Annotated in this window: 17 protein-coding genes and 1 riboswitch; of the genes, 5 read left to right on the top strand and 12 right to left on the bottom strand. The window is 73.2% G+C overall.

Annotated elements, in window-relative coordinates; translation table 11 throughout:
* Positions 1-113 precede the first annotated feature (113 nt).
* The 5 genes from AB0M79_RS07415 to AB0M79_RS07395 all read right to left on the bottom strand — a co-directional run bounded on the left by AB0M79_RS07415 (position 114) and on the right by AB0M79_RS07395 (position 3,966).
* Complete coding sequence (locus AB0M79_RS07415; protein ID WP_357542734.1) at positions 114-617, bottom strand: DUF6328 family protein; 504 nt, start codon at positions 615-617, stop codon at positions 114-116.
* 70 nt (positions 618-687) lie between these two features.
* A complete protein-coding gene (locus tag AB0M79_RS07410) occupies positions 688-1,437 on the bottom strand; it encodes an SIS domain-containing protein (protein WP_364209043.1) in 750 nt (249 codons plus the stop codon).
* A 13-nt stretch (positions 1,438-1,450) separates the two neighbouring features.
* The gene (locus tag AB0M79_RS07405) at positions 1,451-2,242 is read right to left on the bottom strand and encodes an AAC(3) family N-acetyltransferase (protein ID WP_364209040.1); all 792 of its coding nucleotides are present in this window, start codon (positions 2,240-2,242) and stop codon (positions 1,451-1,453) included.
* A 19-nt stretch (positions 2,243-2,261) separates the two neighbouring features.
* Complete coding sequence (locus AB0M79_RS07400) at positions 2,262-3,011, bottom strand: TIGR03943 family protein (RefSeq protein WP_357542728.1); 750 nt, start codon at positions 3,009-3,011, stop codon at positions 2,262-2,264.
* Positions 3,012-3,024: 13 nt separating this feature from the next.
* A complete protein-coding gene (locus AB0M79_RS07395) occupies positions 3,025-3,966 on the bottom strand; it encodes a permease (protein ID WP_364209897.1) in 942 nt (313 codons plus the stop codon).
* Between the two features lie 259 nt (positions 3,967-4,225).
* A riboswitch (TPP riboswitch) is annotated at positions 4,226-4,331 on the top strand.
* Between the two features lie 69 nt (positions 4,332-4,400).
* Between AB0M79_RS07395 and AB0M79_RS07390 the strand changes: the two genes are divergently transcribed.
* The 3 genes from AB0M79_RS07390 to AB0M79_RS07380 all read left to right on the top strand — a co-directional run bounded on the left by AB0M79_RS07390 (position 4,401) and on the right by AB0M79_RS07380 (position 7,331).
* Positions 4,401-4,991, top strand: coding sequence for an ECF transporter S component (locus AB0M79_RS07390; protein WP_364209037.1), 591 nt, complete (start codon positions 4,401-4,403; stop codon positions 4,989-4,991).
* A gap of 115 nt (positions 4,992-5,106) precedes the next feature.
* Complete coding sequence (locus AB0M79_RS07385) at positions 5,107-6,531, top strand: ABC transporter ATP-binding protein (protein ID WP_364209034.1); 1,425 nt, start codon at positions 5,107-5,109, stop codon at positions 6,529-6,531.
* Between the two features lie 2 nt (positions 6,532-6,533).
* Entirely contained in the window at positions 6,534-7,331 is a 798-nt protein-coding gene (locus tag AB0M79_RS07380; RefSeq protein ID WP_364209895.1) for an energy-coupling factor transporter transmembrane component T, read from the top strand.
* A 64-nt stretch (positions 7,332-7,395) separates the two neighbouring features.
* Here AB0M79_RS07380 and AB0M79_RS07375 read toward each other — a convergent pair whose 3' ends face one another.
* The 3 genes from AB0M79_RS07375 to AB0M79_RS07365 all read right to left on the bottom strand — a co-directional run bounded on the left by AB0M79_RS07375 (position 7,396) and on the right by AB0M79_RS07365 (position 10,415).
* Entirely contained in the window at positions 7,396-8,433 is a 1,038-nt protein-coding gene (locus AB0M79_RS07375; protein ID WP_364209031.1) for a hemolysin family protein, read from the bottom strand.
* Positions 8,430-9,782 (bottom strand): hemolysin family protein, encoded by a 1,353-nt coding sequence (locus tag AB0M79_RS07370; RefSeq protein WP_364209028.1) that lies wholly within the window; start codon positions 9,780-9,782, stop codon positions 8,430-8,432. The genes AB0M79_RS07375 and AB0M79_RS07370 overlap by 4 nt, the downstream gene beginning before the upstream one ends.
* Before the next feature lie 246 nt (positions 9,783-10,028).
* Positions 10,029-10,415, bottom strand: coding sequence for a hypothetical protein (locus tag AB0M79_RS07365; RefSeq protein ID WP_364209025.1), 387 nt, complete (start codon positions 10,413-10,415; stop codon positions 10,029-10,031).
* Between the two features lie 289 nt (positions 10,416-10,704).
* Here AB0M79_RS07365 and AB0M79_RS07360 point away from each other — a divergent pair, with 289 nt between their 5' ends.
* Entirely contained in the window at positions 10,705-11,478 is a 774-nt protein-coding gene (locus tag AB0M79_RS07360; protein WP_364209022.1) for a haloacid dehalogenase-like hydrolase, read from the top strand.
* An 11-nt stretch (positions 11,479-11,489) separates the two neighbouring features.
* Here the strand turns inward: AB0M79_RS07360 and AB0M79_RS07355 are convergent, their stop codons facing one another.
* Positions 11,490-12,305: an isoprenyl transferase gene (locus AB0M79_RS07355; protein WP_364209019.1), complete on the bottom strand. Its 816-nt coding sequence runs from the start codon at positions 12,303-12,305 to the stop codon at positions 11,490-11,492.
* The gene (gene recO / locus AB0M79_RS07350) at positions 12,298-13,116 is read right to left on the bottom strand and encodes a DNA repair protein RecO (protein ID WP_364209016.1); all 819 of its coding nucleotides are present in this window, start codon (positions 13,114-13,116) and stop codon (positions 12,298-12,300) included. The genes AB0M79_RS07355 and recO overlap by 8 nt, the downstream gene beginning before the upstream one ends.
* Positions 13,117-13,252: 136 nt before the next feature.
* On the opposite strand from recO, the gene AB0M79_RS07345 reads away from it, so the two are divergent.
* Positions 13,253-14,029: a DUF4097 family beta strand repeat-containing protein gene (locus AB0M79_RS07345; RefSeq protein ID WP_357542710.1), complete on the top strand. Its 777-nt coding sequence runs from the start codon at positions 13,253-13,255 to the stop codon at positions 14,027-14,029.
* A gap of 46 nt (positions 14,030-14,075) precedes the next feature.
* Here AB0M79_RS07345 and AB0M79_RS07340 read toward each other — a convergent pair whose 3' ends face one another.
* Together AB0M79_RS07340 and AB0M79_RS07335 are read right to left on the bottom strand one after the other, a co-directional pair.
* A complete protein-coding gene (locus tag AB0M79_RS07340; RefSeq protein ID WP_364209013.1) occupies positions 14,076-15,191 on the bottom strand; it encodes an acyltransferase in 1,116 nt (371 codons plus the stop codon).
* 108 nt (positions 15,192-15,299) lie between these two features.
* Entirely contained in the window at positions 15,300-16,136 is an 837-nt protein-coding gene (locus AB0M79_RS07335; RefSeq protein ID WP_364209010.1) for an NAD(P)-dependent oxidoreductase, read from the bottom strand.
* Position 16,137 lies beyond the last annotated feature (1 nt).

Below are 16,137 nucleotides of genomic sequence, written 5' to 3'. Positions count from 1 at the left end.
AAGACAGCCATCCAGTGATCGTCTGCTGTTCAGACAGTTCCGACTCGGTGTATCGACCGCCGCAACAGCAGACGATCACCAATCCGACGCCGGCAAAGCCTGGCGTGGCCGATTCACCGGGTCGAGGTGGGGGCCTCCTCGTCGTCGAGGTCGTCCTCGTCCCCGTCGCCCCAGTTGCGTCGCAGGAACGGCAGGCCGGCCCAGTAGACGAGGAAGAAGATCGCGGTGATGCCACTGAGGATGAAGGCGACCGGCCGGGGCAGGATGAAGTCGGTGATCAGCAGTACCGAACTGACCATCGCGATCAGCATGAATCCCAGGCCCCCGCTGGCGACGGCGTGGGCGTACCGGACCAGTTCCGGCTTGCGGCCCTGCCGGAACAGGGCCCGGTGGAACGCGACCGGCGAGATGATCAGCGCGGTGGCGCCGGCCGCGGACAACAGCGCCACCACGTAGACGTCCCGCTGGAACGCTGTGGTGTCCGGGAAGCCGCTGCTGAACGGCAGCGTCAGCAGGAAGGCGAAGAGAATCTGTACGCCGGTCTGCGCGACGCGCAATTCCTGGAGCAGGTCGGCGAAGTTGCGTTGCCAACGCTGTTTCTCGGTCTCCTTGGCCACCTGACGCCTCCCGTTACCCCGCCGATGACAACGCTCGTGAATGCCCCGGCGGAGGGGTGACGAAACAACCTCAGCTACCGCGCCTGATCCGGCCGGCGTACCGCCGCTCCAACTCCTCGTTGTGCGCGTCGCCGGCCGGGATGTTCGCCGACAGGTAGACCGGCGGGGTCTGCCCGGCGTCGACGAGCCGGCGCACCACCTCCACCACGATCTGCTGCGCCAGCAGGGCGGCGGTGATCGACGAGACCGCGCCGACCGCACCGCCGCCGGGCAGTTCCAGGGTCGCGTCCCCGTACGGGGCACCGTTGTCGAGGACCACGTCGGCGAGGTCGGCGAGCTTGCGCCCGGACGGGTGCCGCGACTCGACGTCGGCCGAGTGCTCGCGCGAGGTGATCGCGATCAGGCCGTGGCCGCGCTCCTTGACGAGCTGGGCGAACTCCACGATCGCCCCGTTGACCCCGGAGTTGGAGGCGACGACGAAGACGTCGGCGGGGCTCACCGGCAGCAGGTCGAGCAGGCGGTGGGCGACGGCCGGGTCGCGTTCGAGGGTCGGCCCGAGCACGCTCGGCGACTCACCGCCGTGGATCACCACGTCGCGCAGCGCCACCCGGTTGGTGGGCACCAGTCCCCCGGCCCGGCCGGCGATCTCCATGGCGAGCGCCTCGGAGTGGCCGGTGCCGAAGGCGTGCACCACCCCGTCGGCGGCCAGCGCCGCGGCGATCAGGTCGGCGGCCCCTTCGACGGCTTCGCGCTGGCCGGCGGAGACCCGGTCGATCGTCGACCGGACGACGGACAGGTAGGCATCGGCGCTGAGGGTCATCGGTCCTCCGGGTTCATCGGTTGGCGGCGATCCAGTCCACGGCGAAGTCGACGGCGGCCCGCTGGCGCATCAGCCGGCACCGGGCGGCACCGACCTCGCCGAACCGGACCGCGCCGGTCCCGTCCAGGTCGGCGCCGAGCAGTTCGAAGTCGCCCTCGTCGAGGTCGACGTCGTCCCACCAGCTCCATTCCCGGCCGCCGGCGCCGGTCAGCACGGCGGCGCCGAGGCGCTCCCGGGGCGGGTCCGGCTGCCGGTATTCGGCCAGGTGCAGCGAGGTGTTGGAGTCGTGGCCGACGCCGAGCAGCAGCACGTCGGCGTCGAGGTCGTAGAGCCGGCCCAGCGGTGAGGCGTCGCCGAGCATCCCGGCCCGCGGGTGGTCGGCGACGAGGTCGCCGGCCCGGGCGCCGAGGGCCGCGAACGACACCTGCGGGTGGTCGCTGCGCCGGGCTCCCGGCGACGTACGCACCAGTTCGGCGAGCGCCCCCATCCAGCGGCTCGGCGTCACGGCCGGGTCGAAGCCCGGCATCTCGTCGCGGATGGTCGCCCACCAGTGCTCCGGTACGGGCGGGTTGCGCCAGTTCGCCGGGTCGGAGTTGTCCGGGGTGTGGGTCGGCACGACCAGGGTGCCGTCCGGGCCGAGCACGTCCCGCAGGGCCAGTACGACGGTCTGCGGGCCGCCGCACACCCAGCCGAGCGGGCGCATCGAGGCGTGTACGACGAGCACCGATCCGGGCCGTACGCCGAGCCGGACGAGGTCCGCGGCGAGCATGGCGCGGGTGAGCGGGGCCGCCTGGGTGATCTCCACTCCCGCCACGGTACGTCGGCTACCCGTACTGCTGTTTCGGCGGGTCCACCTGGCGCCAGGACTCGACCTGGAGGTAGGGGATGTCCTCGCCGTTGACCGGGTCGGTCATGACGCGGTCGGTGTAGCCGCCGACCACCTCGACCCAACTGTCGGCGGGCAGCCCGACCGGAACGTTGCCGCTCATCCCGAGTTTGATCGGCCGCCCGTCGGCGGCGCAGCAGGACAGGATCATCCGGGCCAGGATCGGTTCGCCGCCCGGCCCCTCGGCGAGGAAGCCGGTGAGCTGCACGGTCCGGCCGGTCAGCGAGGCGCCGCCGTCGAAGATCGCCCGGGACGCGTAGTCGAGCACGCTGATCTTCGCCGGGTCACCCTCGGGCAGCGGCGGGTAGCTGTCGGCCCGCTGGCTGGATAGCGCGGTGCCGGCCTGGCCGGCGGCGAACGAGCCGAGCGCCGGCGGGGCGACCAGCAGCAGGCCGAGCACCGGTGCGATCAGCAGCCAGCCGACGCGCGGCTCGTGGTGCCCCTTGCCCCCGTGCTCGTGGCCGTGGTCGTCGTGCTCGTGGTCGTGCCCGGCGCCGGTGGTGCCCGGCCGGGGGCGCAGGTCGTGCAGCAGCGTCATCACCGCGACTGCGACCAGCAGGACACCGGAGGCGATCAGGAACGGCCGCAGCCCCTCCTTGACGTAGCGCAGGTACATGTCGGTGAAGCTGGCCTTGAGTACCGAGCCGCCGAGCAGCAGCAGCACCACGGCCTGGGCCCGCCGGTTCATCGCCGTCCTCCGCTCACAGCAGCACCACACCGACCCCGACGGCCACCAGTACGGCCACCACGAAGGTGGCCGGGGCGAACCGGAACGCGAACCGCCGGCCAAAGACGCCGGCCTGCATCGACACCAGCTTGAGGTCCACCATCGGGCCGACGACCAGGAAGACCAGCCGGGAGGTCAGCGAGAACTGCGACAGCGACGCGGCGACGAAGGCGTCGGCCTCCGAGCAGATCGACAGCAGCACGGCGAGCACGGCCAGCACCAGCACCGACAGCACCGGGTTGTCGGCGACCAGTTGCAGCCAGCGCTCCGGCACCAGCACGTTGATGCAGGCCGCCGCCATCGCGCCGAGCACCAGGAAGCCGCCGGCGTGCACCACGTCGTGGCGTACGGCCGCCCAGAACGCCCGGCCCTTGGACATGCCGTCGAGTTCGGGTCGGTGCGGCAGCCGGATCCAGTCGGCGCGGCCCAGCCGCAGCCACAACCAACCCATGATCATCGCGACGACGATGCTGGCCAGGCCGCGGGCGACCACCATCTCCGGGCTGCCGGGAAAGGCGACGGCGGTCGAGGCGAGCACGATCGGGTTGATCGCCGGCGCGGCGAGCAGGAACGCCAGGGCGGCGGCGGGGGTGACCCCGCGCCGGATCAGCGAGCCGGCGATCGGCACCGCGCCGCACTCGCAGCCGGGCAGGACCACGCCGGCGGCGCTGGCCACCGGTACGGCCAGGGCCGGGTGTCGCGGCAGCGCCCGGGCCCAGAACGAGCGGGGCACGAAGACCGCGATCACGGCCGAGAGCACGACGCCGAAGACCAGGAACGGCACCGCCTGCACCATGACCGAGACGAACACGGTCGTCCAGGTCTGCAGGCGCGGGCTGGAGATCGCGGTCGAGAGCGGCCCCCGGAAGACCACCAGCAGGAGCAGCAGCGCGGCGAGCACCTCGACCGAGCCGATCCGGTCGCCGAGGAGCGGGCGGCGCGGTGGTGGTCCGGGGTCGGGCGGGCCGCCGCCCGCCGGTCCGGTGCCGCTGGCGGGACCGGCCCCCGTGGTGTCGGGGGCGGCATTGGCCGTGGTCACTGAAGGCTGGTCCCTTCACTACGGACGGTCGCGGTGGGGGCAGACCACCCTACCGCGCGACCAGGTGTCGGGGGCCACATCCGACCTCGGCGCTGTCGCGAAATCACCGTCGGTGCTAGCGTCGGCGCCACAACTTCATATCCGACAGGGGAGCGCACAGCGCTGAGAGTGCGGGACACCACCGCAGACCCTCGAACCTGATCTGGGTAATGCCAGCGCAGGGAGTTCGGTCGATTCTCCAGCCGCGCCACGACCGTCCGGTCGTGGCGTGCGTCTTGCCTGGTTCGCTCGAAGAACTGGGAGGCACAGCCATGACACAACCCACCGCCAGCCGCTGGCGTACGGTCGACATCGTCGTCGCGTCGGTGATCGCCGTCGCGTTCGGCGTCATCTTCTGGGCCTGGAACCTCGTGTGGAGCGCCACCGACCCCGCCTTCGCCTTCTTCCCGGGGGCCCAGGGCATCATCTACGGCATCTGGCTGCTGCCCGGCGTGATCGGCGGGCTGGTGATCCGCAAGCCGGGGGCGGCGTTCTACTGCGAGTTCCTCGCCGCGTTCATCTCGGTGATCCTCGGCAGCCAGTGGGGTGCCCTGGCCATCGTGCAGGGCGCCTTCCAGGGCCTCGGTGCGGAGGCCGCGTTCCTCGCGTTGCGTTACCGCTCCTTCAAGCTGCCGGTGGCCGTGGTCTCCGGCGCGCTCGCCGGCCTGGCCGCCGCGGTCTTCGACCAGATCCGCTACTACGCCGGCTACGACCTCGTCTCGTTCCGGATCCCGATGTTCGTCTTCACCGTGATCAGCGCCGCCGTGATCGCCGGTGCCGGCGGCTGGGCGCTGACCCGGGCGCTGGCCCGGACCGGGGCCCTGGATCGCTTCCCGGCCGGCCGCGAGCGGACCGCCGTCTGAACCGGATGCACCGATCAAGGACCGGGTACGCGGCGGCGCCCGCGTACCCGGACTCGGCCTGGACCGGCGGCCCGGCACCCGGCGACCCGGCACCCGGCGGCCCGGTGGGGCGCCGGTGAGCACCGTCGAGCTGCGCGGCTTCGGGTGGCGGCACGCCGGCCGTAGGGCGTGGGCGGTCCGCGGCCTCGACCTGCGCGTCGAGCACGGCGAGCGGGTGCTGCTGCTCGGCCCGTCCGGGGCCGGCAAGAGCACCCTGCTCGCCGCGCTCGCCGGGCTGCTCGCCGAGGACTCCGGCGAGCAGGAGGGCACCGTCGAGATCGACGGGCTCGACCCGCGCAAGTCGCGGGAGCGGGTCGGCATCGTCTTCCAGGACCCGGAGAGCCAGCTCGTGATGGCGCGCTCCGGTGACGACGTGGCGTTCGGGCTGGAGAACCGGGGGGTGCCGGCCGGCGAGATCTGGCCCCGGGTCGACGAGGCGCTGCACCGGGTCGGTTTCCCCTACGACCGGGACCGGCCGACCGCCGCGCTGTCCGGCGGCGAGCAGCAGCGGCTCGCCCTGGCCGGCGTCCTCGCCCTGCGCCCCGACCTGCTGCTGCTCGACGAACCGACGGCCAACCTCGACCCGGCCGGCGCGGCGCTGGTACGCGACGCGCTCGATCGCGCGGTCGGCCGGGACACCACGATGATCCTGGTCGAGCACCGGGTGGCCGACGCGCTGCCGCTGGTCGACCGGGTGGTGGTGCTGGCGCCGGCCGGCGGCGTGACCGCCGACGGCGCACCGGATCAGATCTTCGCCAGCCACGGCGACACGCTGGCCGACGGCGGGGTGTGGGTGCCCGGCCGGCAGGTCCCGGCCCGCCGGGCCACGACGGCACCCGGCGACGTGCTGCTCACCGCCGGGGCGGCCGGCCTGCCGCCCCGCCTGGCACCGACCGACCTGGCCGTACGCGCCGGCGAGGCGGTCGCCGTACTCGGGCCGAACGGGGCCGGCAAGTCGACGCTGGCGCTGCTGCTCGGCGGGCTGCTCCGGCCGGGCACCGGGCAGGTGGTGGCGACGCCGGCCCTGGCCGGTGCCGACCACCGCCGGCCGCCGCACCGCTGGCGGGCACCGGCGCTGACCCGCCGGATCGGGTCGGTCTTCCAGGACCCGGAGCACCAGTTCGTCACCGGCACGGTCTTCGACGAGCTGGCGCTCGGGCCGCGCCGCACCGGCGCCGCTCCCGCTGCCGTCAAGTCCACCGTGGACACTCTGCTGGCCCGGCTGCGGCTGGACCGGCTCGCCGGCGCCAACCCGTACACGCTCTCCGGCGGCGAGGCACGACGGCTGAGCGTGGCGACCGCGCTGGCCACCGCACCGCGCCTGCTGGTGCTCGACGAGCCGACGTTCGGCCAGGACCGGCGTACCTGGATCGAACTGGTCGACCTGCTCGCCGGCCTGCGCGACGCGGGGCACGGCGTCGTCGCGGTCACCCACGACGCCGACTTCGTCGCCGCGCTCGCCGACCGGACCGTCCAGGTGGCCCCGGCGGTGCGGCGGTGACGGTGCCCGGCGGGCCGGTCGCCCGGTCGGACGCGCCGCTGGCCCGGCGCAACCCGGTCGCCAAGCTCGCCGCCGCACTGGTCTTCTCGGTGCCGCTGATCGCGACCCTCGACCCGGTCGCCCCGGCCGTCGCCATCGCCGTCGAACTGGCCGTGCTGCCGCTCTTCGGCGTCCGCTACGGCCTGCTGCTGCGCCGGGCCTGGCCGTTGCTGGTCGGCGCGCTGGGCATCACGGCGACGCTGACGGTCTTCGCCGCCGAGCGCACCGGCACCCTGCTCTTCGCGGCCGGGCCGGTGGTGATCACCACCGGTGTCCTCGCCACCGCGCTCGGCCTGTCCCTGCGGATGGTCGCCGTCGCGCTGCCCGGCGTGTTCGTCTTCGCCACCACCGACCCGACCGACCTCGCCGACGCCCTGGTGCAGAACGCGAAGGCGCCGGCCCGGTTCGCGATCGGCGCGCTGGCCGCGTTCCGGCTGATACCGCTGCTGGCGCAGGAGTGGCAGATGCTCTCGATGGCCCGTCGCGCGCGCGGCGTCGACGCCGGCCGCAACCCGGTGGCCCGGCTGCGGCTGTTCGCGTCGACGGCGTTCGCGCTGCTGGTCGGCGCGATCCGGCGGGGCACCCGGCTGGCGACCGCGATGGACGCCCGGGGCTTCGACTCGACGACCCCGCGTACGACCGCCCGCCGCCAGCGGTTCACGGCGGCCGACGCCGCCCTCGTGACCGGCGCGGCGACGCTGGCCGCCGCCGCGCTGGCGACCAGCCTCCTGCTCGGTACGTTCCGCCCCGTGATCTCCTGATCCCCCGTGATCAGGGAGTGCCTCCCGCGCGTACGGGCTCCCTGATCACGGGGATCTCGGGGCGTCAGCGGGTGGTGGTGGCGTCCTGGACCTCGCCGACCAGCACCTCGATGATGTCCTCCAGGAAGAGCACACCCGTCGTACGTCCCTCGTCGTCGAGGACCCGGGCGATGTGCGCCCCACCCCGCCGCATCGTGGCCAGGGCGTCCTCGAGTTCGCTGTCCCGGCGTACGGCGGCGAGCTTGCGCACCCGCTTGCCCGGGACGGCGGCGGTGTAGGCGTCCCCGGTCAGGTCCATGACGTCCTTCAGGTGCAGGTATCCGCTCGGCTGCCCGTTGTCGGTGAGCAGGTAGCGGGAGTAGCCGCGCGCGGCCACCGCCTGCTGGAGCTGGGCCGGGGTCACGGCCGCCGGGAGCATGACCAGGTCACCGAGGGGCACCTCGACGTCCCCGACGGTCTTCGTGGTGAACTCGAACGCCGCGGTGAGCGTTCCCGAGCCGTCGACGAGCACCCCCTCGCGGGTGGACTGCGCCACGATGGTCGCCACCTCGTCGAGGGTGTAGGTGCTGGTCGCCTCGTCCTTCGGGGTCACCTTGAACAGCCGCAGGATGCCGTTGGCGACCCAGTTCAGGCTCCAGATGATCGGCTTGAACACCCGGGCCACGAAGACCAGCGGCGGAGCCAGGATCAGCGCCGCCCGGGTCGGTACGGAGAACGAGATGTTCTTCGGCACCATCTCGCCGAACACCACGTGCAGGAACGTCACGAGCACCAGCGCGACGACGAACGCGAGCACGGTGACCGCGCTGGGCGACAGCGGGGTGTTGGCGAGCGGGATCTCCAGCAGGTGGTGGATCGCCGGTTCGGAGACGTTCAGGATGAGCAGGGAGCAGACGGTGATGCCGAGCTGGCTGGTGGCCAGCATCAGCGTGGCGTGCTCCATCGCCCAGAGCGTCGTCTGGGCGGCCCGGCTGCCGGAGGCGACCTTCGGTTCGATCTGGGAGCGCCGCGCGGAGATGACCGCGAACTCGGCGCCGACGAAGAAGGCGTTGACGACCAGCAGGACGAAGAGCCAGATGATGCCTGGCAGGTATTCGCTCATCGGGCCTTCGCCTCCGTGCGGTCGCCGGCCGTCCGGTCGAGGCCGGAGGCGCTGGAGCCGTCCGCGGGCACGAACCGCAGCCGGTCGACCTGTACGCCGTTGAGGTGTTCGACCCGCAGGAGGCCGCCCTCGATGGCGACCTCGTCGCCGATCTCGGGGAACCGGTCCAGGCGGGCGGTGACGAACCCGGCGACGGTGTCGTAGTCGTCGTCCTCGGGAACGGCGATCTTGGCCCGTTCGAGCAGTTCGTCGGGGCGCAGCGAGGCGTCGAACAGGATCGTCCGCCCCCGGCGTACGACCATGGTGCGGGCCCGGTCGTGCTCGTCCTCCAGGTCGCCCACGATCTCCTCGACCAGGTCCTCGAGGGTGACGATGCCGGCGGTGCCGCCGTGCTCGTCGTAGACGACCGCGAACTGCAGCCCCTGACCGCGCAGCGCGGTCAGCAGCGTGTCGAGGCCCATCGTCTCGGGAACCTGGAGCGGTTCGACCATGATGTCGGCCGCTCGCACGTTGGAACGCTCCTCCAGCGGGATGGCGAAGGCGTGCTTGACGTGCAGCACGCCGATGATGTCGTCGACGTCCCGGCCGATGACCGGGAACCGGGACAGGCCGGTGGAGGTGGCCCGCCCGATGATGTCGGTGGCGGTAGCCGTGGCGTCGACCGCCGTCATGCGTACCCGGGGGGTCATGACGTCGGAGGCGTCGCGGTCGGAGAACCGCAGGGTACGGTCCAGCAGCGTCGCGTGTTCCGGGTCGAGCACGCCGGCCCGCGCCGAGTGGCGCAGCAGCGCGCTCAGCTCCTCGGCGCTGCGGGCACCGGAGAGTTCTTCCTTCGGCTCGATGCCGAAGCCGCGGATCACCGCGTTGGCGGTGTTGTTGAACAGCAGGATCAGCGGCTTGAAGACGGTGGTGAACAGGGCCTGGAAGGGCACCACGAACTTCGCGGTGGCAAGCGGTACGGCGAGGGCGAAGTTCTTCGGCATCAGCTCGCCGATGATCATCGAGAACAGCGTCGCCAGCAGGATTCCGGCGACGGCGCCGACGCCGGGGACCACCGCCTCCGGCACGCCGGCCGCGGTCAGCGGCCCGGCGAGCAGCCGGCTGACCGCCGGCTCGAAGGTGTAACCGGTGAGCAGGGTGGTCAGCGAGATTCCGAGCTGCGCGCTCGACAGGTGCGTCGAGGTGATCTTCAGGGCGGCGATCGTCGGACCGAGCCGCTTCTCACCCCGGGACTGGCGTGCTTCGAGTTCCCCGCGGTCGAGGTTTACCAGCGCGAACTCGGACGCCACGAACATACCGGTCCCGATGGTGAGGATCAGCCCGATCCCCAGCAGGACCCACTCATTCATCGGTCAGCCCCTCTCGTTCGGCGGCCGCCGTGTGGGCGACCGGGACGACGAGGGGCCACGGACTGTGATAAGGAAGATCATCCATAGGGCTGCCGATGCTAGCAGGCGAGGCTGGGACCGAGCTGGGAATCCCAGACTCTCCCGCCGTACGGTCTGAGCTGCGAAAACGGTGACGATCCGGGCGATCGGCGAGCATGTTCCCCGACACGCGTGGGCTAGTCCCCGATCACCCGGATCCTGAAACCTCTAACTGCGGCGGAAGGCGTAGCGGCGGGCCGACACCGCGCCCCGGCCACGGTCCCCGGCGAACGGGTTCCCGTTCCGCGGCGGCGGGCCGGACCTCGACCCGACCGGCCGCGCGGCCGGCTGGTCGGCCTCCACCGGTTCGGCGGCGGAGGCGGCGGCCTCGACGGTGGCGGCGAGTTCCGCCGCCCCGATCCGGTCCCGGTCGACGGGTACGGCGAACGCCTCACCGGCCACCGGCCGGTCGTCGGGCGGCAGGGGAAGCCGGCCGTCCACCGCGTTCAGCGCGTCGAGAGCCGGCAGGTCGGGCGGTGCCGCGACGACCGCCGCACCCGCGGGCCGGGCACGACGGTGGGAACCGGACTTCCTGGTGGATCGCTTGGCAGCCATACGGTGCCTCCTTTGACTGGGATCACCGCGACAGCGGTGCGAGCGGAGAGGGAGGCCCGGACATCCGGCGACAGGAGGGCTGCGCGAGAAGATGGACGCCCGAGCGGCCGGGCCGGGGCGGTGGTGGCCGCCGGCCGGCGCGGTCTCGAAGAAGGCGTCAGATGCGCATGAGCGCGACGATACCCGCCCCCGGCCCGGGCCGCACCGCCTTTTCCCGCCGGCCTTCTCACAAGACCGAAACGGCGTACGGGCGTGCCGGCGGATCGGCCCGGATGGCACGATCGGCCACATGCATCCGCGACCACCCCGGCTGATCATGTGGGACATCGACCGCACCCTGATCCACGCGGGCCGGATCGCCGTCCAGGCGTACGCCACGGCGTTCACCGCCGTCACCGGCCTCGCCTGGCGGGAGGCGACGGTCTTCGCCGGCCGTACGGACCGGGCGGTGACCGCCGAGATCCTCACCGGGTACGGGGTGGCCGACACCGCCGAACTGCGGGCGACGTTCTTCGCCCGGTACGCCGAGGAGTTCGCCGCCCGCCGGCACCTGATCGCCGCCTCGGGGCGGGTGCTGCCCGGGGTACCCGAGGTGCTCGCCGCGCTCGCCGACCGGCCGCACGTGACGCAGACGCTGGTCACCGGAAACATCCCGGCGGTGGCCCTGGCCAAGGTCGCCGCGTTCGGGCTGGACGGCCCGTTCGACGTGGCGGTCGGCGGCTACGGCATGGACGACCCGGTACGCGCCGAACTGGTCGCCCGCAGCCGCCGGCTGGCCGAGGCGAAGTACGGCCCCTTCGCCCCGTCGGACATCGTCGTCGTCGGTGACACGGTGCACGACGTCGAGGCGGCGCTGGCGGTCGGGGTGACCGCGATCGGGGTGGCGACCGGCGACACCGGCACCGACGAGCTGGCGGCGGCCGGCGCGCACCTGGTCTTCGCCGATCTCGGCGACGTCGACGCGGTGGTGGCCCGACTGGCCGGCGACCTCCCGCCCGCGTCACCGCCGTCACCCCGTCGGCCCGCACCATCCGGCAGCGCCGAACCGGCCGGGACCGCCTAGCCGGCTGCCGGCTAGGCGGTGCTGCCCGGCGCGACCGGGTTGGGCAGCGCGCCGCCGAACCGGCGGTCCCGCCGGGCGTACAGCTCGCAGGCGTACCAGAAGTGGCGCCGGTCGAAGTCGGGCCAGAGCGTGTCGAGGAAGACCAGTTCGGCGTACGCCGACTGCCAGAGCATGAAGTTCGACGTCCGCTGCTCGCCGGACGGCCGCAGGAAGAGGTCGACCTCGGGAATCTCGGGGTGGTAGAGGTAGCGGGCCACCGTCTTCTCGGTGACCTTCGCCGGGTCGAGCCGGCCGTCGGCCACGTCCCGGGCGATGGCGGCGGCCGCGTCGGCGATCTCGGCCTGCCCGCCGTAGTTGACGCAGAACTGCAGCGTCAGCGTCGAGTTGTGCCGCGACATCTCCTCGGCGGTGCGCAGCTCGGAGATCACGCTCTTCCACAGCCGCCCGGCCCGCCCCGACCAGACCACCCGGACGCCGAGGTCGACGAGCTGGTCGCGGCGGCGGCGGATCACGTCGCGGTTGAAGCCCATCAGGAAGCGCACCTCGTCGGGTGAGCGCCGCCAGTTCTCGGTCGAGAACGCGTACGCCGACAGGTAGGGGATGCCCAGCTCGATGGCGCCCTCGACGGTGTCGAACAGCGAGTACTCGCCCTGCTCGTGGCCCTTGGTGCGGGGCAGGCCGCGTTCCTTGGCCCAGCGGCCGTTGCCGTCCATGACGACCGCGACGTGCCGGGGCAGCGCCTCCTTCGGCAGCACCGGCGGCCGGGCACCGGAGACGTGCGGGGTGGGTGCCTTGGCCGGCCCCCGGCGACTGGACGTCCTAACCATCACTCCCCGCTTCCGACGGTGGCCGCGTGAGCCGCGCCCGCCCGACCCCTGAGTCCCGATCAACCAGCGGCAGCGAGCGTAACCCGCGCTCCAGATGCCACTGCAGGTGCGCCGCGACCAGGCCGCTGCACTCCCGCCGTACGGCGGTCTCGGTGGCGTCGGCGACCCGCCAGTCGCCGGTGGCCAGGGCCGACATCAGGTCGAAGGTGGCCGGCGCCGGATGCGCCGAGCCGGGCGGCCGGCAGTCCGGGCAGACCGCACCCCCGGCCGGTACGGAGAACGCCCGGTGCTGCCCGGGGGTGCCGCAGACCGCGCAGGCGCGCAGGGCCGGCGCCCAGCCGGCGAGTGCCATGCCGCGCAGCAGGTAGGCGTCGAGGACGAGGGTGCTGTCGTGCGTACCGTCGGCGAGCGCCCGTACCGCCCCGAGGGTGAGCAGGAAGAGTCGCAGCGCGGGCTCGCGCTCGACCGGGGTGAGCCGTTCGGCGGTCTCGGCGATGGCGCTGGCCGTGGTGTAGCGCGGGTAGTCGGCGAGGAACCGCTTCCCGAACAGGTCGATCCCCTCGACCTGGCTGATGGTGTGCAGCCCGCTGCCCTGGCCGTCGGGGTTGCCGGCGAGTTGCAGGTCGACGTGGCCGAACGGCTCCAGCCGGGCGCCGAAGCGGGACGTGGTGCGGCGTACGCCCCGGGCGACCGCGCGCAGCCGGCCGTGCCGGCGGGTCAGCAGGGTGATGATGCGGTCGGACTCGCCGAGTTTCTGCACGCGCAGCACCACCGCGTCGTCGCGGTAGAGCTGTCTGCGGTAGCCGGCCACCCGCCCATTGTCGCCGCCGGCCGGTGGGCCGGCCGCCGCCGGGGTGCCGGGTCGCCCGTGGCGACTTCGCGACACCCGGACGCGGCGGAGGGGGGACCGGACGACGCCGGTGGATCTCTTCCCCTACCGTGCAGGCATGCGTCTCTCCCGCAACGTAGTGGCTGTCGCCGGCGCGGTGGCCCTCTTCGCCATCGCCGGCTGTGGAAGCGTGTCGGAGCGCCGGCTCGACTTCACCAACACCGAGGAGGTACGGGTCACCGAGATCGTCGTGGTGTCCGGCTCCGGCAACGTGACCGTACGCACCTCCGCGCGCTCCGACGTGGAGATCGACCGGACGGTGCAGTACCGGGGCAGCGAACCCGACCGGACCTACCGGATCGAGGGCACCACCCTGCGGATCGAGACCGGCTGCGGGCAGTGGTGCAGCGCCTCGTACGAGATCGACGCGCCGGAAGGGGTGTCCGTGCGGGGCGAAAACGGCTCGGGCAACGTCGACCTGACCGGGGTGGCCGAGGTCGACCTCAAGGTGGGGTCGGGGTCGATCACCGTCACCGGGGCGACCGGTTCGGTCAAGGTCGAGACCGGCTCCGGCGATATCAAGGTGAGCGACCCCGGCGCGGCGTTCACCGCGAAGGCCGGTTCCGGCTCGGTCACCGGCACCGGGCTGGGCGCCGGTCCGGTGTCGGTCGAGGGCAACTCCGGCGACGTCGCGCTGACCCTGGTCCAGCAGGTCGGCGTACGCGCGCATGCCCAGAGCGCGAACGTGACGGTGACCACCCCGGCCGGCTCGTACCGGGTGACCACCGACACCGGCTCGGGCAAGGCCACCATCGAGGTCGTCAACGACCCGCAGGCCGCCACCCACTTCGACCTGAAGACCGGCAGCGGCGACATCACCGTCAAGCCGGCCTGACCCTCGGCGGGGGCGGCCGTGCCGGGCACGGTCGCCCCCGCCCTTCTCACCGGCGGGTCGCGATGGATTCGGTGACGCCACGCGTGCTGGCCCCCGTGACGACGTCGGCGACCGGGCCGACGTCCGCCGCCGGTCGCGGCTCGGCGGGTGGGCGCCCGTCCGGCAGCAGCACCGGCCGGCGCCGGGCGGCGATGTCCTCCACCCAGCCGAAGAGCGCCACGGCGACCGCCGTCAGGGCGGCGACCAGGGCGATGCGGAACGCCACTCCCCCGGCCCCGCCGCCGGAGCGCAGGATCTGCCAGCCGGTGACGGCGGCGACCCCGTTGAGGCCGATGATCACCGGCAGGTGCCACAGGTAGATGGTCAGCGCCCGGCGGTTGAGCACGGTCACCGCCCGGCTCACCGGCGTGAACCGGTCGACCCAGGCCGCCGCGGCGGGCGCCAGGCCGAGCACCACGAGGATGAACCCGGCCGAGACGAGCCCGTTGGCGAGCCGGATGTCGTTGAGGTCGATGCCGCGCGGCCCCGGGTGCGTCAGGGCCCAGACCAGACCGGTCGAGACGAGTACGGTCGACAGCCCGACGAGCAGCCGGCGGGACAGCCGGCGCAGCAGGCCGTCGTGGTGGGCGAACCCGAGCAGCCACGCCCCGAAGTAGAGCCCGAAGTCCCGCAGCACCAGGTTGTCCGGCGGCAGCAGCCCGAACGTGTCGACGACGAGCAGGACGTACGGCGCGAGCAGGGTGGGCAGCGGGAAGCGGCGGAAGAGCCGCAGCGCCAGCGGCGAGACGATGACGAACCAGAGCAGGTCGCGCAGGTACCAGACGGCGCTGAGCGCCTGGGCTCCCCATCCGTTGCTCGGCGGGTCGGACAGCGGCGCGGCCCACAGGATCAGCCGCCAGTCGACCGCCAGCCCGGTCAGCAGCATCGCCGGCACGAAGAGGGCGGCGAGCAGCCACAGGGACGGCAGCAGCCGGCGCAGCCGGCGGCCGACGGCGGCCGTACCCGAGCGGTCGAGCGAGGCGGCCATCAGCGAGCCGGCGAGCGCGAACATCACCGACATCGCGGGAAAGACCACGGTGAGGAACGCCCACCCCGTGCTGTGGTAGACGACGACGCGGACGATGGCCAGGAAACGCAGGAAGTCGAGGTACCGGTTTCGCATCAGCTCGAATCTCGGCGTGGGCGGCGGGGCGGTGGGCTACCTACCCACCCCGGAACCCATCCAACCCTACCGATGCACGTTGAGCCCGGTTTGACCGGGTCCGCCCGGTCAGCGTGGCTTGCCGAGCGGCAGCGTGCAGAAGGTGCCGCCGAGCAGGCCGACGGTCGGCGCGTGCGCGTCGTCCATCGGCGTCATACCGGCGGTGTGCGCCTCCGCGTCGTCGACCGGGTCGTATCCGATCTCGGCGCCCTCGGCGAGCGACCACCAGCGGTCCCGGTTGCGGCTGACCCCCCACAGCACCCGGAAGCCGGTGGCGTCGGTGGTCAGGCAGGCGTCGACGAGCCGGGCGCAGTCGTCGGGCGACAGCCACGCGTCGCGGTTCCAGGCCGCCGGCGTCGCGGTGCAGGCGCCGATCCGCAGCGCGAATACGGTCATCCCGAACCGGTCGGCGTAGAGGCTGCCCAGCGACTCGGCGGCCGCCTTGCTCCAGCCGTAGTAGCTGTCCGGGCGCGGCACCGACCCCGACGGGACGCCGTCCGGCCCGGCCGGAGCCGGCACCCCGGACGGCTCGGGCACGGCGCCGGCACGGCGGTAGAACCCCGCCGCGTGGATCGACGAGGCCAGCACGACCCGCGGCACCCCGGCGACCCGGGCGGCCTCCAGCAGGGTACGGGTCCCGTCGACGTTGACCCGCAGGATGTTCTCCCAGGTGTCCTCGCCGCGCAGCGCGGCGAGATGTACGACCGCGTCGACCCCGGCGCACGCGGCGGCGACCGCGCCTGCGTCGGTCAGGTCGGCGCGCAGCACCTCGACCGGCTCACCGGGGGCCGGCGGGGTCTGCGGACCGACGTCGAGCAGGCGCAGTGCCCGATCCGGGCGGGGCAGCCGCTCGCGCAGGTAGTTGCCGATCCGGCCGCCCGCGCCGGTGACGAGGATCCGCCGCACC

Source organism: Polymorphospora sp. NPDC051019 (genome assembly GCF_040683055.1).
Taxonomy (GTDB): domain Bacteria; phylum Actinomycetota; class Actinomycetes; order Mycobacteriales; family Micromonosporaceae; genus Polymorphospora; species Polymorphospora lycopeni.
This window is presented reverse-complemented; position numbering and strand designations above follow the sequence as displayed.